Below are 21,859 nucleotides of genomic sequence, written 5' to 3' on the forward strand. Positions count from 1 at the left end.
AATAATAGCCTATATATTTTTAATTTGCTGGTTCATAATTATTTTTTTTAGCATATTCAAGCAGGCTTGCTATACGGTCTTTACAGCCGCCGCATCCAGTAGAAGCCTGTGTTTTCTCTACAACTTCCTCAAGAGTTGTTAATTTACCATCGCATATAGCTTTATAAGCCTGTTTGTAAGATACATTCTTACAGTAACATAATGTTTTATCATAATTGATTGAAGTTTGATTTTTTAAATATTCTACATCATATTCCATAGTTAATTATCCCCCGTTTATATTTTATATATTATATTATAAATACATAAATTACAAATATGTAAAATAGTTTTTTAATAATATGCCCTCATTATTATATCTTGAGGATAATCACCAAATTTTGAACCGAATATATTAACTCCTCCGACATGCTTAGCATTTTCATTTACTTCTATTATAAATGATATGTAGTCTTCATTGTTTATATTTAAATCATCTATTGTTATATTTTCATCAAATAAATCTCCATTGATAAAGCAGCCGCTTTTATTTACAGAGAAAGTTGTTAATATCCCATATTGTGTAGAATATGAACTCCAATTTGAAGGGGTTAATAGTCCTCTTCTTTCTCCATAGTCTCCATGGGAATGATAAATGCCTATTAATTTTTTATTAACTATTACTGATATATCTGAAGGCCATTCTTCCATATAGCCTGGAGCTTCTGAGCATAATTCTAATGTAAACGAAATAGTTTTTATTTCAATATCAGCTAAATCTTTATTCGGGAATCTATACTCAATAAATCCTTTATGAAACCATATAAGCTGTGCATTAATTTTTTTTGGATCATAGAAACCTTTAGGAGAATCATAAGCACCTATTATTCCTTCTTCATCAGCCATACCGCAAGTAGGATATACTTTAAAATCATAAAATAAACCTATAGGCATACTCATTGATATATTTTGTTCTTTCTCTTTTATATATTCTGATGATAATTCCATTTCAATTTTTTCAATATTGTGACTGCATAATCTCATGGAACCTCTCATTCCCGGTTTTACTTCTGTTAATATTAAATCAGCATCTTCTAAGGCTTTTATATGGAATGCGGCAGAAGATACCGCTATTGATAATTTGTTTGCAATTTCGACTACGGACATAGACTTAGTTCTTAATAATTTTATAATATCTAACCTTTCTTTAACAGATAATGCTTTACATATTTTTATTATTGTATCATATTGTTCCTCATTGGCTATATCAAATATTCTATTTCTGTCTCCTATTATTTTTTCTTTATTGTCATCATTGGTCATTAATAAACTCCTTTAATTATTACAGTAGTATTGTAACAAATATGCTGTATATTGCTAGTATAACTGTAATAATTAAAAAAATCAACAAAAAAAGGCCAAAATATTGACTTTAAAGCCAAAATTTCTATAATATTTATTATCGTATTACTGTAATAAATTGATAAAGGACTATGAAATTATGAATGCAGGTATTAGAGAAAATCACCCAAATCCGCAATTTATGAGAAGAAATTATGAACTTTTAGACGGAGAGTGGGATTTCTGTTTCGACAATGAAAATGTTGGTTTAAAAGAATCTTATTACAACAATTCTAAATGGGGTAATAATCTTACTATTAATGTTCCTTACTGTTATCAGAGTAAAAATTCATCAATAGGTATAAGTGATTCTTGTCAGGTTGTTTGGTACAAAAAAGTATGGAATTTGCCTTCAAATTGGAACAATAATTTAAATAAAAATAGAATATTGTTTCATATAGAAGCATCAGATTATAAGACAACAGTATTTGTTAATGGTTCGGCTGTAGGTACTCATGAAGGAGGACATACACCTTTTGCTTTTGATATTACTGATTTTGTAAAAGAAAAAAATAATTTGATTGCAATTAGGGTAGAAGATGAATCAACTCAAAGATTTATTTTAGGAAAGCAAAGCTACACAAATAAAAATTTCGGCTGCTGGTATACTAGAACTACTGGTATATGGCAAAGTGTATGGGCAGAACTTGTTCCGGAAACATATATATCTAAATTTAGATTTGTTCCTCACACTTCTACTGGAGAATTAGAAGTTATAGCTGAGGTAAGAGGAAGATTTGCTAATGAATCTTTACTTTCTATAAATATAACAAGTGAAGATATATTTATGGATAAGTCTGTTCCTTTGAATAGATCTTTAACTGCAACAGTACATAATAATTTGGCCAAATTTAGAATATCTGTACATGATACTAATTTCCAAATTCCTGTATGGAGTGTTGAATCTCCTAATTTATGTAATGTTGTATTTAAATTGCAGTCTAATTCGGGAGAAGATGAGGTTTTAAGTTATTTCGGATATAGAAATATAAAAATATTCGGCAATCAAGTATATATAAATGATAAGCCTTATTATCAAAAATTAATATTGAATCAAGGATATTATCTTAATGGCTTATTAACAGGAAGTGAAGAAGAGTTCCTTCATGATTGTAATATGATAAAAAGTATGGGCTTTAATGGTATGAGAATACATCAAAAAATAGAAAGCTCAAGATTATTATATCATGCTGACAGATTAGGTATTTTGGTATGGGCAGAATTACCAAGTTTCTATTCAAATGATCCATTCAATACTGTAAATATTTTTAATGAATTATCAGAATTAGTATTGAAGCATGCTAATCACCCTTCTGTTATTACTTGGACACCATTCAATGAATCTTGGGGAGTTAATAGCATTTTAACAAATGTTAGAGATCAGCAAATAACAATAGCAGGCAGGGAATTAATAAGAGCTTTAGATTATGAGCATAGACCTGTAATTTGTAATGACGGCTGGGAACATACTTTAAGTGATATTTTAACTATACATGATTACAATCAAGACAGCAAATATTTAGAAGCTATTTATCATAAAAGATTAGAAGATATGAATTTTGATTTACCTCAAACTAATTCTTCAAAAAGATTTTATGCTGAAGGTTTTGAATACAGCGGAGAGCCTATAATACTTAGTGAATACGGCGGAATAGGATTTATAATAAGCAAGTTCTCAGATTCTGATTGGGGATACGGAAATATTGCTAAGAGTGAAGCTGAATTCTATCAAAGATTTGAAGATATGCATAAAGTTATATTTGATTTGGATTATCTTTGCGGTGTTTGCTATACTCAGCTTACAGATGTAGAGCAGGAGATAAATGGTCTATTAGATAGAGATCATAAACCTAAATTTGATGTTGCAAAAATAGCAGATATTTTGAATGCAAAAAGATCTGTTTGAATAAAATAATAAAAAACAAAAATAAAAAAGGAGTAAAAAAATGAAAAAAATTATTTTGTCATTTGTGTTGGTATTTATGAGTATAATATTCATAAATTGTGGCGGATCTAAATCTGCATCTAATAAAGATTTAGAGTATTGGACTTTCTTTACAGGCGGTGACGGAGAGTTCATGAGAGAGCTTGTCAATAAATATAATGATGAAAACCCAGATAATAAAGTTAATATGATAATAGTAGATTGGGGTACATATTATACTAAATTATCTACTGCATATTTAGGAAATACTTTACCTGATATAGGAGTTGCACATTTACATATGTTATCATCAATATTAACTTATGGTGATTTAACTCCAATAGATGAAATAGATCCTGCTTTTGATTGGAAACAGTTCCCAGATCAAACTGTTGATAATATTACAATAGACGGAAAACATTTAGCAGTACCTTTTGATACACATGGTTGGATAATGTATTATAATCCTGATCTAGTAAAAGGAACAAGTTTAGTTGATGCTAATGGTAATTGGGTATGCAATAGCTGGGAAGGCTTAGAAAAAGGTTTAGCAGAAATCAAAGCTTTACACCCAGATGTAATGCCTATATCTATTAACAATCCAGATACAGCATTCCAATGGACTTGGTATTCTTTATATAAACAAGCTGGCGGAGAGAAATTCTTAAATAAAGACGGATTATTGGAATTAGATGAAGAACCAGCTAAAAAAAGTTTAGATGCTTTAAAAAGTATTTTTGACAAAGGCTTTGCTTCAAAAGGACATAACTCTACTTTAGATTTTATGAAAGAGAGAAAAGCTGCTATAGCTTTTGAAGGAGTATGGACTTTCGGTGCTATGAAAGCTGCTGTAAGTAATATGCAAGCTACAAGAATACCTAATTTCTTTGGTAAAGATGTAGCTTGGGGTACTGGTCATGCATTTATATTCCCTAAAGGAAATAATGTAGATCCTGAAAGACAAAAGAAAGCTTTGAAATTTGCTCAATATTTAGTTGATAATGGTGTTTTATGGTCTCAAGCTGGTCATATACCTGCTAAAATAGCTGTTCAAGAATCTGAAGAATATAAAAACAGTCCTAATTCTGTATATAAAGATTTAGCTGTTAAATTAGCTCCTTGGCCAAAAAGTCAATATATAGATATAGCTATAGGCGGACAAATAAGTATTGTAGCTAATTATATAGATCAATATTTAAATGGCTCTATAACAGATATAAAAGATTTAGTTTCTAAAATAAATGCAGAAATAGAAGCAAAAAAATAATAGTGTAAATTATATATAAAAAAATTAAAGATGCTCTTGAAAAATAGAGTGTCTTTAATTTTATTAATAAAAAGAGAATATATATGTTTAAGAATTTATTAAGAGAAGAAAAATATCAAGCCTATTTATTTATAGCACCTTTTTTCATCTTGTATATTATCTTTACTTTGTATCCTATTATAGGAGATGTAATAATGTCTTTTTATACGGGTACATTTACAAGATTACAATTTACAGGATTGGATAATTATAAAAGGTTATTTACAGATAAGGTATTACTTGAAACTATAAAAAACACATTTTTATTCGTTATAGTTTCTACTATAATATATTTAGCTTTCGCCTTGCTTTTTGCTTTATGGGGACAGCATCAAAACAGATTATCAAGTATGATAAGAATATGTATATATATTCCTACAATACTAATAATAAGTGTTATGACTAATATATGGACTTTAATGTTCAGACCAGAATTAGGCCTTTGGAGTTTTATATTTAAAGGTACTAGCTTGGCAGATTGGAACTGGCTTAGAGATGCTACTTTAGCTAGATGGACAATAGTACTTTCTACTTTATGGTGGACTGTTGGAACTAATATGCTTATAATGATTTCAGCTTTGAGATCAATTCCTAAAGAATTATACGAGGCATCTAGTTTAGATGGGGCAGGGGAGATAAAACAATTTTTTATGATAACACTTCCTCATTTATATTCAGTATTTAAAATTTTGATAATACTTCAAACTTTAGCAAGTTTTAAATTATTTGGTCAGTCTATGCTTATAACAGGCGGAGCACCTGGACATTCTACAAGATCTATTGTACTTTATATATATGATGTTGGTTTTGGTTCTAGGAATCCTGGTTATGCTGCAGCTATAAGTGTGCTTCTTATGCTTATACTGATATTCTTTAGTGTAATACAGGCTAGATTATTAAAAGAAAAATAATTATTATTGGAGATATTAAAATGAAAAGAAAAATATGGATTGCTGTTGGGGTTATATTAGCTTTGATTTGGATATTTCCTATAATATGGCTAGTAGTTGTACCTTTTAAACCTAGAGGATTTTCTGCTTCTTCTTTGGATAAGCTTTTTACAGGCGGTTTTACTATTAATAATTTTCAAAGACTTATTTCAGAATCGCAGTTTTTATTATGGTTTGTAAATAGTGTTGTTATAGCTTTTATACAAACTATATTATCTACTTCTCTTGCTTCATTTGCTGCTTATGTATTTTCTCAAATGAAATTTCCTGGAAAAAAGTTTTTGTATGCTATTTTATTCATTTCTTTTATGGTTCCGGGAGAGGCTATACTTATACCTTTATTTAAAATTGTAGCCATAGATATGAATTTAAGTAATACTATAATGGGTATTATTTTGCCTGGTATAACAAATGTATTCTCATTTGTTATTATTAAAAGTTTTTATGATTCTGTGCCTAATGCATATAAAGAATCTGCTCAAATTGACGGAGCAGGTAATTTTAAGATTTGGTATAAGGTTTATTTACCTATGAGTTTAGGTATTACTATGACTATGGGAGTTTTGAATTTTATAGGTTCTTGGAATTCTTATACTTGGCCTTTGCTTGTAATAAATTCACCAGAAAAATATACGCTTCCTATAGCATTGCCTCAATTCCAAACTGCATATACTGCAATAGATTTAGCATTGCCTATGGCAGCTAACTTGCTTGCAACTTTACCTATAATTATATTCTTCCTGATATTCCAGAAACAAATAATGGAAATACAGATGGATGGCGGTATAAAATAATACTTCTTAAAAATTATATATTCTTTTATTTATTATTTATATATAGGCTTGCATAAAAATTATGCAGGCCTATTGTGTTTTTTTTTATTGACAATAATAAAATTTAATGTAGTTTATATAGTAATAAATTCTATATTGGAAATCATAATGGATAATAAAGAAAATCAAAATATTTCTGTAAATAAAAAACCTAGTTGGTATACTATGTTTTTTTCTTTTTTTTATATAGGTCTTGTTACAATAGGCGGAGGACTTGCTATGCTTCCTATTATGGAAGATGAGTTTGTGAACAAAAAGAAGTTTTTAACCAAAGACGAGATAATAGATGTATTTGCTCTTGCTCAGAGCATACCAGGTGTTATTGCTGTTAATACTTCATTGCTTACTGGTTTTAAAATTGCTGGGATTTTTGGAGGTATAATGGCTGGTATTGGGGTTATGATGCCTTCATTTATAATAATACTTATGATAGCTCCTATATTTGAGAGATTTCAAGATACTGAGTATGTTCATAAAGCTTTTTTAGGTATTAGAGGTGCTATTGCAGGACTTATACTTTTATCAGCTTATGGTATGGGAAAGCAGGTTATGAAGGATAAATTTACAGTCGCTTTATTTATCTTAAGTTTTATATTAGTTGTATTTTTAAATTTCAATGTTATATATGCTTTGCTTCTTTCTGCATTGATCGGCTGGATTTATTATCTTGTTAATAAATATGTTATAAAAAAACAATCTTGATTTGGACTTTATATTATGATATATGCTAGACTTTTTTATATATTTGCTAAACTAGGACTTTTTACTTACGGCGGAGGATATGCTATTATTGCTTTGCTTCTTGGAATATTAGAGGAGTATGGTTGGGTAAGTTCTGCTGAATTTTCTAATCTTGTGGCAATATCCCAAATAACTCCAGGCCCTATTGCTATTAATTCTGCAACATTTGTTGGTTATAAAGTTGCCGGTGTATTAGGTTCTGCTGTGGCAACATTTGGAATATTTTTACCTGCTTTTGTTATTACTATGATAGTTTCTAAATTCTTTTATACTTTGAAGGATAATGAACAGTTCAATAGTATAATGAATGCTTTGCGTGTATGTGCTGTTGCTTTGATTGCTTCTGCTGTTGTTACATTTACTAAAGATGCTTTTTTTGTTCAGCTTACTGAAACATCAATACTTAGAAATATAGATTTTATACAAGCTATTTTTAAATATATAAGTCCTATAGGAATATTTATATTTGCTTTATCTATATTTTTGAAAATAAAAAAAGTACCAATACTCGTTATAATAATAATATCAGCTGTTTTGGGTATAGTTTTATATTAATATATACTAAAAATTTTTAAGTTTGTCATTTTTTTATTCAACTTTTTCCCGCCGCACACGCTCTGCGGACTTCGTCAAAGTTGCAAAAAGTGCAATTACATAATTAGTACTAAATCATACTAAAATTGTTTTACATGTAAGATAGGTTATTAATTTAAGCTAAATTATAGTCCTTTTGCTTCTTTGGGTCACCAAAAGAAGTGGGGTGCTGCATAGCACACAGAGTGGTGGGCAAAGCCCTGCAGATATTTAAAATTTAAAAAAATTATTTTTGACAAAATATAGTTGTTTAGGTATATATTATCTTACTTTTGTTAAAGTTCCGCTGCTTACAGTATTATCACTTCTTGTGAATTGTAAGTTCATAGCAGATTGTGAAAAAGCAAAAGTAAAATTATATATATATCCTCTTGACGAGAAAGAGGCAGTGTATAGAGTATCAGATACTTTTACTAGATTATCTTTATATATATTATTATAAAATGAAATGTATCCATATATATTTACTGATATAACACTTCCAGAAGAAACGGTTACAGTAGCTGTACTTTGATAGCTTGTTTGATCATTATGTATTGTAGTTATTGTGCCTTCATAAGTTCCAAAATATTGACTGTCTATTTCATTGCTTTCTGAAGATGAAGAACTTGTGAAGAAATTTAAACAGCCGCATAAAAATAATATTGGTATTATTGATATTATTCTAAATATAGTTTTCATTTTTTAACCCTACGATTTTATTATATTATAAAATTATTCTTTGTCAAAATATAAGTATATGAAAAAGTCAGTTATATATTGAAAATAATTATAACTTTATTGTGTTTATTATATACTTAAGCAAAATTATATATACTTATAAATACCTATATTGTTTTAGAAAGTAAAATATTATTCTTGAATTATACTAAATATGTTATTGAAAATATCTATATTATATATAAAAAATAATTGACTAATAAGAAATATAAAATATAATATTTTACAATAAAAAAAATATAATTAATAGGAAACTCATTATGAAACGTGTATTATTATTAATACTGTCATTGGCTTTAATGATATTTGCTATATCATGCGGCGGCAGTAAAACAGACGAGGGAGCAATATATATAAATGTTGGCCCTGAACCAAAAACAATAGACCCTGCTTTAAATTCAACAGTAGATGGAAGCATTTATATTCAGCATGCTTTTGAAGGTTTAGCAACAAGAGATAAAAACAATCATATAATACCTGGTGTTGCTGAAAGCTGGGATATAAGCGAAGATGGTTTAACTTATACTTTCCATATAAGGGATAATGCTAAATGGTCTGACGGACAAAAAGTAACAGCTGAAGATTTTGTTTATGCTTGGCAAAGAGCAGTAGATCCTATAACAGCTTGTGAATATGCTTATCAATTTGAACCAGTATTAAATGCTATGGATATTAATTCAGGAAAGAAACCTGTTACTGATTTAGGTGTTAAGGCAATAGATGAAAAAACTTTTGAAGTAAAATTAGCAGCTCCTACAGCTTATTTCTTGGAGCTTGCTGCTTTCCCTACTTTTTACCCTATTAGAAAAGATGTTGTAGAAGAAAATGGTGATAATTGGACTTTATCTCCTGAAACTTATATAGGAAATGGTCCTTTTGTTATGGTTGAAAGAAGAACTGATGACAGACTTATAATGACAAAAAACACTAATTATTGGAATGCTTCTAATATAATACCTGAGAAATTAGTATTTATACTTATGCAAAATGGTACTGCAGCTGTTGCTGGTATAAAAGAAGGTTCTATACATTTTGGTAATAATCCTCCGCTTCAGGATATTGAAAATTTAAAAAGTGAAGGTTTAATGTATATCTCACCATACTTAGGTACATATTATTATTGTTTAAATTATACTAATGAAGTATTAAAAGATCCTAAAGTAAGAAAAGCTTTAACTTTGGCTATAGATAGAAATTATTTAGTAGAACAGGTTACAAGAGGAGGACAGCTTCCTGCTAGTGCTTGGGTTCCTAGCGGAGTAAGCGATGTAGATGGTGCTGACGGAGATTTCAGAAAAGTAGGCGGCGACTATTATAGCGTAAAAGCAGAAGATTATCAGAAAAATCTTGAAGAAGCTAAAAAACTTTTAGCAGAAGCAGGATATGCTGATGGTGCTGGTTTCCCTGTTATAGAGTTTAAATCAAATTCTGGAGAGCATATACAAATATTTGAGGCAGTACAGCAGATGTGGAAAGAAGGTTTAAATATAGATTCTACTATAGCTCAGGAAGAATGGGCTACTTTCCAAGATACAAGACAGCATAAAAATTTTGTTGTGGCTCGTCATGGTTGGATTGCTGATTATAATGATCCTATGAGTTTCTTAGGTGTATTTTTAAGTTACAGCGTACAGAATAATGGCGGATATTCTAATAAGGCTTATGATGATAAATTAAAGCTTGCTATGTCTACAATAGATCAAAATGTTAGAATGAAAGCTATGCATGAAGCTGAAGATATACTTATGAATGATATGGGTTTAATACCTCTTTATTTCTATACTGATCCTATTATGATTAGTAAGAAATTATCTGATGTAATTTTTGACCCTCTTGGAGCTCATAAATTCTATTACGCTAAATTAGCTGAGTAATTATATTTTATTAAAAACATAATTAAGAGGAGTTTCTAATAATTTTAGGAACTCCTCTTTTATATTCATAATTTTTTATGATTAATTTATAAAATATTAAAAATAGACGTTTTTTTAAATTTGTCTTTTTTTGAAAATATGTTATCATTATACTTAACAAAAATATTGGAGATTATATTATGTTATTAAAAGAGAGAGCAGGTGTCTATAAAGGAAAGATTACTATTAAAACTTTTCTAACATTGGATATAGACATTGATGTTGTTATTACTGAAGATGGAAATATTACTACTGCAACTGTAGCACCAATAGTAGGAAAAATAAGTCATAGTATAGCATTAGGTGCTGATTATGACAAAGATGATTATGATATGGAATTTGGCAGTGATGTTTTTCATATAAAGTTTAATTCTAATACTTCCATAAGCATAGAACTTCCTGAGAAGATTAATGGCAGTTTTATAGTAACTAGAAATGTAACGTTGGAAAGAGTATAATATTTCTAGGAAAAATAAAAAAAGACACTAAATTAATAGTGTCTTTTTTGAACACCGACATTAACCTTATAATTAAATTAAAGGAGATAATAATAAAACATATTACAACAAGGAAAAATAGGGGGTATTGGGCCAGCAGGGACTTGAACCCCGGACCCGATGATTATGAGTCATCTGCTCTAACCGACTGAGCTACTGGCCCCTAAAATCTAACTGAATTTATCTTTAGATTTTAGTATAATACTATAAATGCTTAAAAATGTCAATACCCAATAATAAAAAAAGATAATTTTTTATACTCAATTATTAAGATAAATGCTTTATTTTAAATCCCACCCTTATTCTATATTGTTTTGTTTGTTACTTCTATTTTCATTAGCTTTATTACTTACACTAAAAAGGTATTGCCCACCCAGGTTTAAATTATATAAGCATGCATTTCAACGCACGGTTAATGCATCTTTATATATGATAGTAGTTAGAATTATTGATTAATTTATATTTATAGCTTCGTTCACCGTGCGGTATGAAAGCAACAAAGTAAATTCCCATTTGGGCGGGTATGCTTTTTCTTTATTAGGTAAAAAAGAAATTTAAAATAAAAATATTCAAATTTAAATAATAAAGAATATAGGGCGGGGATTAGAAAAAAATTTAAAAGATTATTTATTTAATTCTTTTAAATATTTTCTAGCTTCCTTATTATCAAAATTGTCTGCTAATATTTCAAGGAAAGAAATTGCATGATCATAATGACCTATATAATAGTTATGATTATGCTTCTTTTCTAATTCTTTTATTGTTTCTATTAATAGCTTGCTATATTTATATACTAAATCATAGTCTTTGAATGTGAAACAGATATTAACTAATCTTAAAATATTATCTGGAATAGGATCTAAATTAAAACTCATTTCATAATATTCTATAACTTTATCTAAGTTTTTTTCATAAAAATAGCATTCAGCTATTTGACAATAACATTTTATAATATCATTTTTAGATTTATCCAAAATAGAAAAGTATATAGTTTTAGAGTCTTCATAATTTTTTTCTTTAAAAAGCTCATCTGCTTTATCAAACATTTCTTTTGTTGTATACATAATTAAACCTCAATTTTTTAATGATATTAAAAATAATTGTTTTTATTATATCACTTAATAAATGAATGTCTATAGTTTATTTTGTTTCGATAGTCCATTCAAATATTCTTTTGCTTCTTTATAGTTAAAACTATCTGATAAATACTCTAAAATATTAATAGCTTCTTCATAATAAGATATGAAACTGGAGTAATTATTATATTTCTTTTCTAAATTCTTTGTAGTTTCTATTAAGAAAGTAGTATATTTGTAAACATTATCAAGATCTTTAGATATAAAGCATATATTAATTAATCTAAGAATATTATCAGCTACAGGTTCTAATTCAAAACTCATTTCATAATATTTTTTAGCATTATCAAAATCATTTTCATGGAAATAACATTCAGCTAATTGTATATAACATTTTATTAAATCATATTTATCTTTAGTGATATCTAATATTGATAAATAAACATCTTTGGATTGACTGTAATTTTCTTTTTGAAAAAGAACATCAGCTTTATTAAAAACTTCTTTTATACTATCCATTTTGTCCCCATAAAAAATTAATATTTAGCCTAAACTTATAACTAAAGTTCCAGCCACTATAAGTAAAGCTCCTATTATAGTTTTGATAGTGAGAGCTTCCTGCAAAAACATAGCTGCTAATATTATCGTAAATACTATAGAAAGTTTATCTATTACTATAACTTTATTAACATTTCCTATTTGTAGGGCTTTGAAATAAAATAGCCATGATAATCCAGTGGCTATTCCTGAAAGCATGATAAATACTATTGTTTTTGTATTAAGATTTTTTATAGTTTCTATAGTATTTTGATGATTTACAGAATTGGTATAAAAAACTATTATCCAAGACATTATTAATATTATAATAGTTCTAATAGCAGTGGCTAAATTGGAATTTATATTGGCAAGACCTATTTTTATTAATATTGCAGTTAATGCAGCAAATATTGATGATAGCAGAGCATAGAAAATATACATAAGAAAGTCCTTTTAAATAAGTGTTCATATATAAAAGTGAATGATATGAATAAATGTAAAAATTTGAATATGTTAAAAAACAGCATAAAAATACTAACTTTTCATAATTTTTAATAAATTTTCTTGATTTTTTAATTAAAATGTTATAGCCTATTAGTAGTAATAAAATATAGGACATTCTTATGAGCAAAAAACTTCCATTAATTATAATAACTTCAGCAATAGTAACAGCATCAGCAGCACTTTTAGTAATAAAGAAAAGAAATGACAGAGGTTTTTTACATATTAAAAGCTATGATGGAAAATTTGATATAGCATTTACAAATGAATGGAAATTAAGCAGAGAAAAAAATGAACTTAATGAAAACTCAAATTTAGAAGCAGTTAATAGCAGAAATGGTGTATGCTTTATAATGTTTTCAAAAACAAAAGATTCATTGAATAATATTTCATTAGATGATTATAATGAAAATATTTTAAATAGCATAAAAGGTGAAAATATAATATCTAGTAAAAAGATATCAGTAAATAATAAAGAATTTTATCTAACAGAATTTGATTCTTATTATGAGAATATGTTAGTACATTATTTATTATACACATTAGAAACAGAGAACTATCATCATCAAGTAATGGTTGCTTTAATAAATAACAATAATAATAATAATTATAAGAAACAATGTAAGGATATTAATAATATTTTATCTACTATAAAAGAGATATAATTTATAAATGAATAAATTTATATTAATATTTTTATTAATTATTAATGCTGCATTATCAGCAGAGCAAAAGATATTTGTATCAACTAAATTAAAAGGCAATGATCTCCGTAAAGAAATACTGAAATGGGTAAAAAATAAAGCCAATGATAATAAATTCAGCAGTTATGATAACGGACTTGTTTATTTATTTTTCGTTTCTAATAATATAAAGAAAAATCAATCTCTATGTTTTGATATAAGGTTTCATTTGGAATATGATAAGTTTATTGTTGATTTCTCTAATACAAAATTATTGAATAATACTACAGGAGAAACTAAAGATTTAAAATTCAGTACTTGGTCTACTTTAACCAATAGCGGTTGGTTTAAAGAATATAATGAAACAATAAGTTCAATAATAGAAGAACTTGAATATATAGTTAATTCTGCTTAAATATATTTAAATATCTATACCTAAAAACTGTTTAACTAAAAGTCCAACCAAGAAACTTATTCCAGCAACTGTTAAACTAATACCAGCCATTTCCAAGAATCTCTTCTTAAAAGGTAAACTTTTAGCAACTGACACATAGTAAGTGAAGAAAAATATTATAAATACTACAACACAAAGCATAGTAATTAAAGCATAAAGATAATGATTATTAGGATATATCAAATAAGGCAGTATTAATAAAGTAACTGTTATTAAATACATTATTCCTGTATAAGCACATGATTTCAAAGCATTTTTATCGCCTTCAGCTTTAGCGGATAAATATTCTGATGATGCCATAGAAAGTGTAGCTGATATTCCTGTAATAATTCCAGACAATGCTACAAGTTTATTATTTTGTAATGCAAAACTAAGTCCGGCCAATGTACCGCTTATTTCTACTAAAGCATCGCTTAATCCTAAAACCATAGAGCCTACATATTTAAGCCTGTCCTCATCTAATATGGATATGAGTTTATTTTCATGTTCTTCTTCTTCAAATGCTATTTTTTTTGCATCCGGTACTTCTTTAAATATTTTTGAATATATATATTCTGCGTCTTTTTCTCCGCCTTCCATTATTTTAATGACAAAAGTATATCCGAATATGAAACTTAATATGAAAAATTTTAATACTTTTAATTTTTGAGGTTTTAATTTTTTGCCTGTATATTTTTCTAAAACTTTGGCATGAGCATATTCTTCTCTTGCTATTTTTATAAGTATATTTTTATCATCTTCTTTTTTTACAAACTTGGCAAGATTCAAATATACTGCATGTTCTGTTACTTCATTCTGCTGCATATTTATTAAAATTTTTAAAGTTTCTTTTGATATATTATTATCCATTTTTTGTTCCCGTATATTCAATTATATTTACAGTCTTACATTGATATTATTTTTATGCAGATACTCTTTTAATTCTTTTATATCTATTTCTTTGAAGTGGAATATTGAGGCAGCAAGTCCTGCATCAACACCTTTAACTTGAAATACATCTTTAAAATGCTCCATATTACCGGCACCGCCTGATGCTATTAAAGGTATGGATACATTCTTTCCAATTTCAGTAAGGAGTTCTATATCAAATCCATTTTTTACTCCGTCAGTATCAATACTATTTATAACAAGTTCTCCGGCACCATTTTTTTCTCCAGTTATTGCCCATTCTATAGCGTCCATTCCTGTATCTTCTCTGCCGCCTTTAGCAAATACAGAATATTTTCCATTTACTCTTTTTATATCTATAGAAAGCACTACACATTGATTGCCGTATTTTTCAGCAGCTTCTCTTATTAAACTAGGGTTCTTTATAGCTCCGGAATTGATGCTAACCTTATCAGCTCCGGATTTTAGAACTATATCAAAATCTTTTATACTGTTTATACCGCCGCCTACTGTAAGTGGTATGAATATTTCCTTAGCAACTTTTTCCAATACATTAACAAATAAACTTCTATCCTCATAAGAAGCTGTTATATCATAAAATACAAGTTCATCAGCTAATGAATTATTATAATATTTAGCAAGCTCTACAGGGTCGTCAACATCTTTTAGTCCTTCAAAGTTAGTTCCTTTTACAACTCTGCCGTCTCTTACATCTAAACATGGTATAATTCTTTTTGTTATCATATAAAAACACCTAATTTTACTTTTATGAAATTATATAGTAAAACTTTTATTTCGTAAAGCAAAAATTAAAACAAGTAAAGAATTTAGTTATATGATTTTTCTTTAAATCCCGCCCTTTCTTCTTTATTATTTCAAATTGAACATTTTTATTTTAACTTCTTATTAACTTAAATAAGAAAAAGCATGTCCGCCCAAGTGGGAATTTGTTTTGTTGCTTTCTTACCGCACGGTGAACGAATCTATAAATATAAATTAATTAATATTCTAATTATTATTATAAATAAGTATGCATTTAACCGTGCGTTGAAATGCATGCTTATATATTTAAACTAGGGTGGGTGTGCTTTTTTGTTTTAGGCAATAAGGAATAAGATAACAAAAAATTAAAATATGATTTTAAAATCTTGAGGGTGGGGTATTAGAGCAATTTTTTTATTACAGTAATCTAAATAAAAATAGACAAATTTAAATACTTTTTTCATATTATAGTAACTTGAAAAAAAATTGAAATTCATATAAAATAAACATAATATTTTAAAAAATTACTTTAATAATTAGGATTAATAAATATGGAATATGAAGCAGTCATAGGATTAGAAGTGCATGTTCAGCTTAATACTAAAACTAAAGCATTCTGTTCATGCCCAAATACTTTCGGTGCTCCTGCAAACACTCTTACTTGTCCAAGATGTCAGGCTCACCCAGGTACTTTGCCTATAGTTAATAAAGAAATGGTACATAAAACTATTAAAGCAGGACTTGCTACTAATTGTACTATACAAAAGAAAAGTAGATTTGCTAGAAAACACTATTTTTATCCAGATTTGCCTTCTTACTATCAAATTACTCAAATGGACGAGCCTATTTGTACAGAAGGTCATCTTGATATAACAGTAATTAATGATGATGGTACTTCTTACAATAAGAGTATAAGAATAAACAGAATACACATGGAAGAAGATGCAGGTAAACTTGTGCATGATGATACAGGAAGACCTTTAAGTTATGTAGATTTAAACCGTGCAGGCTGCTGTTTGATTGAATGTGTAAGCGAACCTGATATTTCTAGCGGTGAAGAAGCTTATCAATATTTAACTGAACTTAAAAAAATATTTAAATATATTGATGTTTCCGACTGTAACATGGAAGAAGGTTCTTTAAGATGCGATGCTAACGTTTCTATACGTCCTAAAGGAAGCAAAGAATTAGGAACTAAAACTGAAGTGAAAAACATGAACAGTTTTAGAAATGTTAGACTTGCTATTGACTATGAAATCAAAAGACAAATAAAAGCTTTAAACAATGGTGAGAAGATCTTACAAGAAACTAGACTTTACGATGCTAAAGAAAACACTACTAAAGGTATGCGTTCAAAAGAGGGTGCTGCAGATTACAGATATTTCCCAGATCCAGATATACCACTTTTAGTTCTTAAAGATGAAGAAATTGAGCAGGCTAAGAAAGAGCTTCCAGAACTTCCACAGCAGAAACGTGAAAGACTTAAAAAAGATTATGATTTACCAGATCAGGATATAGTTGTACTTACAGAAGATGCTGCATTAGCTGATTATTATGAGGCAGCAGTAAAAGCTTATCCTAAACAGCCTAAGAAAATAAGCAACTGGATAATGGTAGAAGTTAATGCTTACTTAAACAAAAAACTTCAAACTATAAAAGATTTTAAACCAAAACCAGAACATATTGCTGAGATTTTCAAACTTATAGATGAAAATGTTATAAGCGGTAAAATAGCAAAAGAGATTTTTGAAGATATGTGCGAAACAGGAGAAGCTCCATCTGTTATAGTAGAGAAAAAAGGTATCAAACAAGTTAGCGATACTGGAGAGCTTGAAACTATCATAAGAAAAGTTTTAGAAGAAAATCCTAAATCAGTAGCAGACTTCAAAGCAGGTAAAGAAAAATCATTCGGCTTCTTAGTAGGTCAGACAATGAAAGCTACTAAAGGTCAAGGTAACCCTAAACTTGTTAATGAAGTTTTAAGAAAAATTTTAAGCGAATAATTTTATAAATATAATTTTTTATAATTAAATCACCTCTGAAATAATTTTTAGGGGGTGATTTATTTTTATGTAAGGAATAATTTATGAATAATAATAAAATGATAAATAATGTATATCATTTAAGTTTAATTGAATTATTATCAAATACAGCTAACAATGAATTCTATTTCTCAATACCATTATATCAAAGGGATTATTCTTGGAAAAAGGATAATATAAGTGAATTTATAAATGACATATTTGAAGCATATGATGCATATATAAATGGATATCATAATAATTATTTTTTTGGTTCTATAATAACAGTAGTAGATGATAATGATCATAATAAACATAATTTGATAGATGGGCAGCAAAGGTTGACAACATTTATTTTATTTTTAAAAATAATGCAAAAAGATTTTAATGAAGAGTGTTTATCTAAAATTACTTCATATTCAGAAGATGATCAGGAAACAATTTCAGAATTAAGTACATATTTAAGAAATTGTTTATGGGCAAAGAAAAAAGAAATATGCAAAATTATGTCTGAAAAGTCTAATGATTCATCTTATTTAATAGATTTACTATTAGATAAAGATTTAGATAATAAAATATTAATACACAAAAATTATGAGTTATTAAAAGATTTTTATGATGATTTGAAAAAAGAATATTCAAATGACTTCAATATTATAAAATTTATAAGTTTTGTTTTATCAAATATAGAATTTGTCAAAGTTGAAACTTCATCTAGAAGCAGTGCTTTAAAAATATTTTCTGTTTTAAATACAAGAGGACTTGAGTTAAATTCTACTGATATTATTAAAGCAGAAATGATGTATTATTTAAATGATAACAGACATAAAGACTTTGAATCTAAATGGAGAGCTTTAGATAAAAAATCTTCTGAATTAAATACATCATTGGAGTCTTTATTTAAATATTATATTACTATGTACAAACCTGATAGTATTAAAGGTACAAATGATGAAAATATTAGAGAGTTATGGAAAGATAAAGATAAATGGGATGCTATAATAGAATTTGAAAATTTTATATCTTGTTATGAGCATATCATGAACATGAGGAATGCTTATATTTGGTGCTTAAGACATTTGTTAATAATGGGTAAAAATGCATATACTTGGATTCCTGTGCTCACCTCTATGAAGTTTAAAAACTATAGTGATGATGATATTATGTGTATTGCTAAATTTTTAGTAAAATGGCATTGGCTGCATTTAATAAATGGTTCTACAATAGAAAAAATAAAATCTTTTAATTTTTCCATTATAAGAGTTATAAAAAGTGATAATAATTCTATAAATGAAATTATAAAATTAGAGCCAAGAATTATTACACATAATAATAAAACCTTAGAAATATTATCTAAAGGAGTTTGTAATACTTTAAGAATATCTAATTTTTATAATTTAAAATGGGGACGTGCATTATTATACTTTTTATATAATAAACCATTATTGGAAACTTTAGAAAATACTATAGATATAGCTTTTACTCCGCTAAAATCTACAATAGAACATATATATCCTCAAAATCCAAAAGATGATATATGGATAAATTGTTCGGAAGATTTTAAACATAGGCTAGGAAATTTAACCTTACTTGATAAAAGATCAAATATACAAGCAAGCAATGATATAGATAAAAAAATAAAAATATACAATAATAAATTGTTTATGTATACTCCTGAACTTTCAAGAGAAAATCCATGGTCAGATGAAAAAATAGCATCAAGAACTGAGGAGTTAATAAAGGATTTTTGTGAATATATAAATATTGACTATTATAATTAATAAATTTGAAAATCCACTTATAATTTACTATATTTAAAATATATATTAATTATAAGGACTATTAATGACTATAGAAAAATTATCAAAAATGATTGAAGTTTCAAGCGGAAAGGTTTTAGCTGATTTAGTTATAAGAAATTGTAAAGTAGTAGACCCAATTTCAGCAACGATTACTGATGCAGATATTGCCATTGTTGATGATTATATTGTAGGGGTGGGTTCTTATAATGGAAAAGAAGTTATTGACGCTAAAGGTTCCTATGCTACAAGCGGACTTATAGATTCGCATGTTCATATAGAATCCTCTTTATGTACGCCTGCCAATTTTGCAGAAGTAGTTATTCCTTTCGGTACTACTTTAATTGTAACTGACCCTCATGAAATTGCCAATGTATGCGGTATTGACGGCATTAAGTTTATGATTAATTCTGCCAAAAAAAGCCCGTTAAAATGTAAGTTTATGCTTTCTTCTTGTGTGCCTGCTGTTGGTTTTGAAGATTCAGGTGCTGTACTTGATTCTAAAATAATAGAAGAATTTATAAATGATGAGGATATATTCGGGCTTGCTGAAATGATGAATGCTCCGGGAGTATTATCTTGTGATAAAGAAGTATTAAAAAAATTACTTGCTGCTATTAATGCTGATAAGATTATAGACGGACATGGTGTTATGCTTGGAGGAAAGACAGTAAATGCTTATAGGGCAGCTGGAGTTTATACAGATCATGAATGCGTATCTGCTAAAGATTTGAAAGCAAGAATAGCTAATGGAATGTATGTACTTTTGAGGCAAGGATCTGCAGCACAGAATTTAGCTTCACTTTTACAGGGAGTTAATCAAAACAATGCAAGAAGATGTGCAATGTGTACAGATGATAAGCATTTAGATCATATAATGGAAAACGGACATATATCTCATAATTTGAAAATAGCAGTTGAACATGGTCTTGATGTATTTAATGCAATTGCTATGGCTACTATTAATGCGGCAGAATGCTACAGACTTAAAAATATTGGTTTGGTTGCTGCTGGTTATAAGGCTGATATTGTTTTATTTAATGATTTGAAAGATTTCAAAACTAATAAAGTATTTATAGATGGAAAATTAGTTTCAGAGAATGGTAAGGCTTTATTTAAAGTAGAAAAAGATGATTATAATGATAATATTTTCAATACTATAAATATCGCTCCTATAAAAGCAGAGGATATACAAATAAAATTAAAATCAGATGAGGCTAATGTCATAAGAATAGTTAATAAAGATTTGATAACAGAAAAGAGCGTTAGAATAGTAGGCTTTGAGAATGGATATTTTAAATATAGAAAAAGTGTTGATATATTAAAATTGGTTGTAGTAGAAAGACATAAGGCTACAGGAAAAATAGGTTTAGGATTAATAGAAAATTATAAACTAAAAAACGGTGCTATTGCTACAAGCGTTTCACATGACTCACATAATATTATAGCAGTAGGCGACAATGATGAAGATATAATACTTGCTATAAATGAAATGCAAAAATGTTCAGGCGGAATCACTGTTGTAAAAAATGGAAAAGTACTTGATACATTACAATTAAAAATAGCGGGAATCATGTCAGATGAATCTCCTAAGGATATAGTAAAGAAAATATATTCTATGCATGAACTTGCTTACAATGAACTTGATGTTAATAGGGAAATAGACCCTTTCATGACTTTATCATTTATGGCACTTCCAGTAATACCTGAAATAAAACTCACAACTAGCGGTTTATTTGATGTTAAGGAATTTAAGTTTATAGATGTAAGTGCATAAAGTTTATGATGTGATTAAAAAATATAAACTAATTTAGTATATACCTAAACAAATATACTTTGTCAAAAATAAATTTATATTTTTGTTTTTATATCTGGGGCTTTGCCCACTGCGAAGCACACAGAGTGCAGATCTGCGTGCTTACGCAATACCCCACTTCTTTTGCGACCGAAGGAAGTACTGCGACTGAAAGGAGTACCTGACGAAGTCCACTGTAAGTGTAGGTATGGTATTGCCACAAAGAAGCTATATCCTCGACAGGCTCGGATACGCTTTGCGAAAGGCTGCATTTCGACTTAAATTTAGTAATTTATCTTACATGTAAAACATAATTAGTATGATTTAATACTAATTTTATATTTGCACTTTTTGGTTCTTTGACGAAGTCCGCCTGTGGCGTGCGGCGGGAAAAAGAACAACAAAAAATTGACAAAGTTAAAAATTTTTAGTATATACCTAAACAATTATATTTTGTCAAAAATAATTTTTTTAAATTTTAAATA

Annotated in this window: 21 protein-coding genes and 1 tRNA gene; 13 read left to right on the forward strand and 9 right to left on the reverse strand. The window is 28.0% G+C overall.

What is annotated here, in order from left to right; all coding sequences use genetic code 11:
* Positions 1 to 19: 19 nt before the first annotated feature.
* Both Q0K52_RS04040 and Q0K52_RS04045 read right to left on the reverse strand, forming a co-directional pair.
* A complete protein-coding gene (locus Q0K52_RS04040; RefSeq protein ID WP_297296729.1) occupies positions 20 to 259 on the reverse strand; it encodes a (2Fe-2S)-binding protein in 240 nt (79 codons plus the stop codon).
* A gap of 74 nt (positions 260 to 333) precedes the next feature.
* Entirely contained in the window at positions 334 to 1,302 is a 969-nt protein-coding gene (locus tag Q0K52_RS04045) for a helix-turn-helix domain-containing protein (RefSeq protein ID WP_297296731.1), read from the reverse strand.
* 178 nt (positions 1,303 to 1,480) lie between these two features.
* Here Q0K52_RS04045 and Q0K52_RS04050 point away from each other — a divergent pair, with 178 nt between their 5' ends.
* The 6 genes from Q0K52_RS04050 to Q0K52_RS04075 all read left to right on the forward strand — a co-directional run bounded on the left by Q0K52_RS04050 (position 1,481) and on the right by Q0K52_RS04075 (position 7,689).
* Positions 1,481 to 3,286 carry a glycoside hydrolase family 2 protein gene (locus tag Q0K52_RS04050; protein WP_297296733.1) on the forward strand — a complete coding sequence of 602 codons (1,806 nt, stop codon included), beginning with the start codon at positions 1,481 to 1,483 and terminating at the stop codon, positions 3,284 to 3,286.
* Between the two features lie 40 nt (positions 3,287 to 3,326).
* Positions 3,327 to 4,571, forward strand: a complete 1,245-nt coding sequence (locus Q0K52_RS04055; protein WP_297296735.1) for an extracellular solute-binding protein — start codon at positions 3,327 to 3,329, stop codon at positions 4,569 to 4,571.
* An 83-nt stretch (positions 4,572 to 4,654) separates the two neighbouring features.
* Complete coding sequence (locus Q0K52_RS04060; RefSeq protein ID WP_297296737.1) at positions 4,655 to 5,521, forward strand: carbohydrate ABC transporter permease; 867 nt, start codon at positions 4,655 to 4,657, stop codon at positions 5,519 to 5,521.
* A 20-nt stretch (positions 5,522 to 5,541) separates the two neighbouring features.
* Positions 5,542 to 6,354 carry a carbohydrate ABC transporter permease gene (locus Q0K52_RS04065; RefSeq protein ID WP_297296739.1) on the forward strand — a complete coding sequence of 271 codons (813 nt, stop codon included), beginning with the start codon at positions 5,542 to 5,544 and terminating at the stop codon, positions 6,352 to 6,354.
* A 147-nt stretch (positions 6,355 to 6,501) separates the two neighbouring features.
* Positions 6,502 to 7,095 (forward strand): chromate transporter, encoded by a 594-nt coding sequence (locus Q0K52_RS04070; protein WP_297296741.1) that lies wholly within the window; start codon positions 6,502 to 6,504, stop codon positions 7,093 to 7,095.
* 15 nt (positions 7,096 to 7,110) lie between these two features.
* Positions 7,111 to 7,689 carry a chromate transporter gene (locus tag Q0K52_RS04075; RefSeq protein WP_297296743.1) on the forward strand — a complete coding sequence of 193 codons (579 nt, stop codon included), beginning with the start codon at positions 7,111 to 7,113 and terminating at the stop codon, positions 7,687 to 7,689.
* A 300-nt stretch (positions 7,690 to 7,989) separates the two neighbouring features.
* On the opposite strand, the gene Q0K52_RS04080 is transcribed toward Q0K52_RS04075, so the two are convergent.
* Positions 7,990 to 8,409, reverse strand: coding sequence for a hypothetical protein (locus Q0K52_RS04080; protein WP_297296745.1), 420 nt, complete (start codon positions 8,407 to 8,409; stop codon positions 7,990 to 7,992).
* A gap of 299 nt (positions 8,410 to 8,708) precedes the next feature.
* Between Q0K52_RS04080 and Q0K52_RS04085 the strand changes: the two genes are divergently transcribed.
* Both Q0K52_RS04085 and Q0K52_RS04090 read left to right on the forward strand, forming a co-directional pair.
* Positions 8,709 to 10,322 (forward strand): peptide ABC transporter substrate-binding protein, encoded by a 1,614-nt coding sequence (locus Q0K52_RS04085; protein WP_297296747.1) that lies wholly within the window; start codon positions 8,709 to 8,711, stop codon positions 10,320 to 10,322.
* 179 nt (positions 10,323 to 10,501) lie between these two features.
* Positions 10,502 to 10,819 carry a hypothetical protein gene (locus tag Q0K52_RS04090; RefSeq protein WP_297296749.1) on the forward strand — a complete coding sequence of 106 codons (318 nt, stop codon included), beginning with the start codon at positions 10,502 to 10,504 and terminating at the stop codon, positions 10,817 to 10,819.
* 128 nt (positions 10,820 to 10,947) lie between these two features.
* Here Q0K52_RS04090 and Q0K52_RS04095 read toward each other — a convergent pair.
* The 4 genes from Q0K52_RS04095 to Q0K52_RS04110 form a co-directional block, all read right to left on the reverse strand.
* Positions 10,948 to 11,021 (reverse strand) — tRNA-Ile (locus Q0K52_RS04095).
* A 460-nt stretch (positions 11,022 to 11,481) separates the two neighbouring features.
* A complete protein-coding gene (locus tag Q0K52_RS04100) occupies positions 11,482 to 11,922 on the reverse strand; it encodes a hypothetical protein (RefSeq protein WP_297296751.1) in 441 nt (146 codons plus the stop codon).
* Between the two features lie 69 nt (positions 11,923 to 11,991).
* Positions 11,992 to 12,453, reverse strand: a complete 462-nt coding sequence (locus Q0K52_RS04105) for a lipopolysaccharide assembly protein LapB (protein WP_297296753.1) — start codon at positions 12,451 to 12,453, stop codon at positions 11,992 to 11,994.
* A gap of 24 nt (positions 12,454 to 12,477) precedes the next feature.
* Positions 12,478 to 12,912 carry an EamA family transporter gene (locus Q0K52_RS04110; protein ID WP_297296755.1) on the reverse strand — a complete coding sequence of 145 codons (435 nt, stop codon included), beginning with the start codon at positions 12,910 to 12,912 and terminating at the stop codon, positions 12,478 to 12,480.
* Between the two features lie 182 nt (positions 12,913 to 13,094).
* Between Q0K52_RS04110 and Q0K52_RS04115 the strand changes: the two genes are divergently transcribed.
* Both Q0K52_RS04115 and Q0K52_RS04120 read left to right on the forward strand, forming a co-directional pair.
* A complete protein-coding gene (locus Q0K52_RS04115) occupies positions 13,095 to 13,637 on the forward strand; it encodes a hypothetical protein (protein WP_297296757.1) in 543 nt (180 codons plus the stop codon).
* Between the two features lie 7 nt (positions 13,638 to 13,644).
* Positions 13,645 to 14,070 carry a hypothetical protein gene (locus tag Q0K52_RS04120; protein ID WP_297296759.1) on the forward strand — a complete coding sequence of 142 codons (426 nt, stop codon included), beginning with the start codon at positions 13,645 to 13,647 and terminating at the stop codon, positions 14,068 to 14,070.
* 6 nt (positions 14,071 to 14,076) lie between these two features.
* Here the strand turns inward: Q0K52_RS04120 and Q0K52_RS04125 are convergent, their stop codons facing one another.
* The gene (locus tag Q0K52_RS04125) at positions 14,077 to 14,958 is read right to left on the reverse strand and encodes a VIT1/CCC1 transporter family protein (RefSeq protein WP_297296761.1); all 882 of its coding nucleotides are present in this window, start codon (positions 14,956 to 14,958) and stop codon (positions 14,077 to 14,079) included.
* Positions 14,959 to 14,985: 27 nt separating this feature from the next.
* The gene (gene hisF / locus Q0K52_RS04130; protein WP_297296763.1) at positions 14,986 to 15,741 is read right to left on the reverse strand and encodes an imidazole glycerol phosphate synthase subunit HisF; all 756 of its coding nucleotides are present in this window, start codon (positions 15,739 to 15,741) and stop codon (positions 14,986 to 14,988) included.
* Between the two features lie 569 nt (positions 15,742 to 16,310).
* Between hisF and gatB the strand changes: the two genes are divergently transcribed.
* The 3 genes from gatB (at position 16,311) to ade (ending at position 21,356) form a co-directional block, all read left to right on the forward strand.
* The gene (gatB, locus tag Q0K52_RS04135; RefSeq protein ID WP_297296765.1) at positions 16,311 to 17,762 is read left to right on the forward strand and encodes an Asp-tRNA(Asn)/Glu-tRNA(Gln) amidotransferase subunit GatB; all 1,452 of its coding nucleotides are present in this window, start codon (positions 16,311 to 16,313) and stop codon (positions 17,760 to 17,762) included.
* 83 nt (positions 17,763 to 17,845) lie between these two features.
* Positions 17,846 to 19,561 carry a DUF262 domain-containing HNH endonuclease family protein gene (locus Q0K52_RS04140; RefSeq protein WP_297296767.1) on the forward strand — a complete coding sequence of 572 codons (1,716 nt, stop codon included), beginning with the start codon at positions 17,846 to 17,848 and terminating at the stop codon, positions 19,559 to 19,561.
* A 64-nt stretch (positions 19,562 to 19,625) separates the two neighbouring features.
* Positions 19,626 to 21,356, forward strand: coding sequence for an adenine deaminase (ade, locus tag Q0K52_RS04145; RefSeq protein ID WP_297296769.1), 1,731 nt, complete (start codon positions 19,626 to 19,628; stop codon positions 21,354 to 21,356).
* The last annotated feature ends 503 nt before the right edge of the window (positions 21,357 to 21,859 follow it).

This window comes from uncultured Brachyspira sp. (assembly GCF_944390845.1).
Taxonomy (GTDB): Bacteria; Spirochaetota; Brachyspiria; order Brachyspirales; family Brachyspiraceae; genus Brachyspira; species Brachyspira pulli.

What these genes read in the sequence shown, in the direction of transcription:
- Q0K52_RS04040 (WP_297296729.1), bottom strand. Translation starts at nt 259, where the DNA reads ATGGAATATGATGTAGAATATTTAAAAAATCAAACTTCAATCAATTAT.
- Q0K52_RS04045 (WP_297296731.1), bottom strand. Translation starts at nt 1,302, where the DNA reads ATGACCAATGATGACAATAAAGAAAAAATAATAGGAGACAGAAATAGA.
- Q0K52_RS04110 (WP_297296755.1), bottom strand. Translation starts at nt 12,912, where the DNA reads ATGTATATTTTCTATGCTCTGCTATCATCAATATTTGCTGCATTAACT.
- Q0K52_RS04105 (WP_297296753.1), bottom strand. Translation starts at nt 12,453, where the DNA reads ATGGATAGTATAAAAGAAGTTTTTAATAAAGCTGATGTTCTTTTTCAA.
- Q0K52_RS04080 (WP_297296745.1), bottom strand. Translation starts at nt 8,409, where the DNA reads ATGAAAACTATATTTAGAATAATATCAATAATACCAATATTATTTTTA.
- Q0K52_RS04085 (WP_297296747.1), top strand. Translation starts at nt 8,709, where the DNA reads ATGAAACGTGTATTATTATTAATACTGTCATTGGCTTTAATGATATTT.
- Q0K52_RS04075 (WP_297296743.1), top strand. Translation starts at nt 7,111, where the DNA reads ATGATATATGCTAGACTTTTTTATATATTTGCTAAACTAGGACTTTTT.
- Q0K52_RS04125 (WP_297296761.1), bottom strand. Translation starts at nt 14,958, where the DNA reads ATGGATAATAATATATCAAAAGAAACTTTAAAAATTTTAATAAATATG.
- Q0K52_RS04065 (WP_297296739.1), top strand. Translation starts at nt 5,542, where the DNA reads ATGAAAAGAAAAATATGGATTGCTGTTGGGGTTATATTAGCTTTGATT.
- hisF (WP_297296763.1), bottom strand. Translation starts at nt 15,741, where the DNA reads ATGATAACAAAAAGAATTATACCATGTTTAGATGTAAGAGACGGCAGA.
- Q0K52_RS04140 (WP_297296767.1), top strand. Translation starts at nt 17,846, where the DNA reads ATGAATAATAATAAAATGATAAATAATGTATATCATTTAAGTTTAATT.
- Q0K52_RS04050 (WP_297296733.1), top strand. Translation starts at nt 1,481, where the DNA reads ATGAATGCAGGTATTAGAGAAAATCACCCAAATCCGCAATTTATGAGA.
- Q0K52_RS04120 (WP_297296759.1), top strand. Translation starts at nt 13,645, where the DNA reads ATGAATAAATTTATATTAATATTTTTATTAATTATTAATGCTGCATTA.
- Q0K52_RS04055 (WP_297296735.1), top strand. Translation starts at nt 3,327, where the DNA reads ATGAAAAAAATTATTTTGTCATTTGTGTTGGTATTTATGAGTATAATA.
- Q0K52_RS04090 (WP_297296749.1), top strand. Translation starts at nt 10,502, where the DNA reads ATGTTATTAAAAGAGAGAGCAGGTGTCTATAAAGGAAAGATTACTATT.
- Q0K52_RS04100 (WP_297296751.1), bottom strand. Translation starts at nt 11,922, where the DNA reads ATGTATACAACAAAAGAAATGTTTGATAAAGCAGATGAGCTTTTTAAA.
- Q0K52_RS04070 (WP_297296741.1), top strand. Translation starts at nt 6,502, where the DNA reads ATGGATAATAAAGAAAATCAAAATATTTCTGTAAATAAAAAACCTAGT.
- Q0K52_RS04060 (WP_297296737.1), top strand. Translation starts at nt 4,655, where the DNA reads ATGTTTAAGAATTTATTAAGAGAAGAAAAATATCAAGCCTATTTATTT.
- ade (WP_297296769.1), top strand. Translation starts at nt 19,626, where the DNA reads ATGACTATAGAAAAATTATCAAAAATGATTGAAGTTTCAAGCGGAAAG.
- gatB (WP_297296765.1), top strand. Translation starts at nt 16,311, where the DNA reads ATGGAATATGAAGCAGTCATAGGATTAGAAGTGCATGTTCAGCTTAAT.
- Q0K52_RS04115 (WP_297296757.1), top strand. Translation starts at nt 13,095, where the DNA reads ATGAGCAAAAAACTTCCATTAATTATAATAACTTCAGCAATAGTAACA.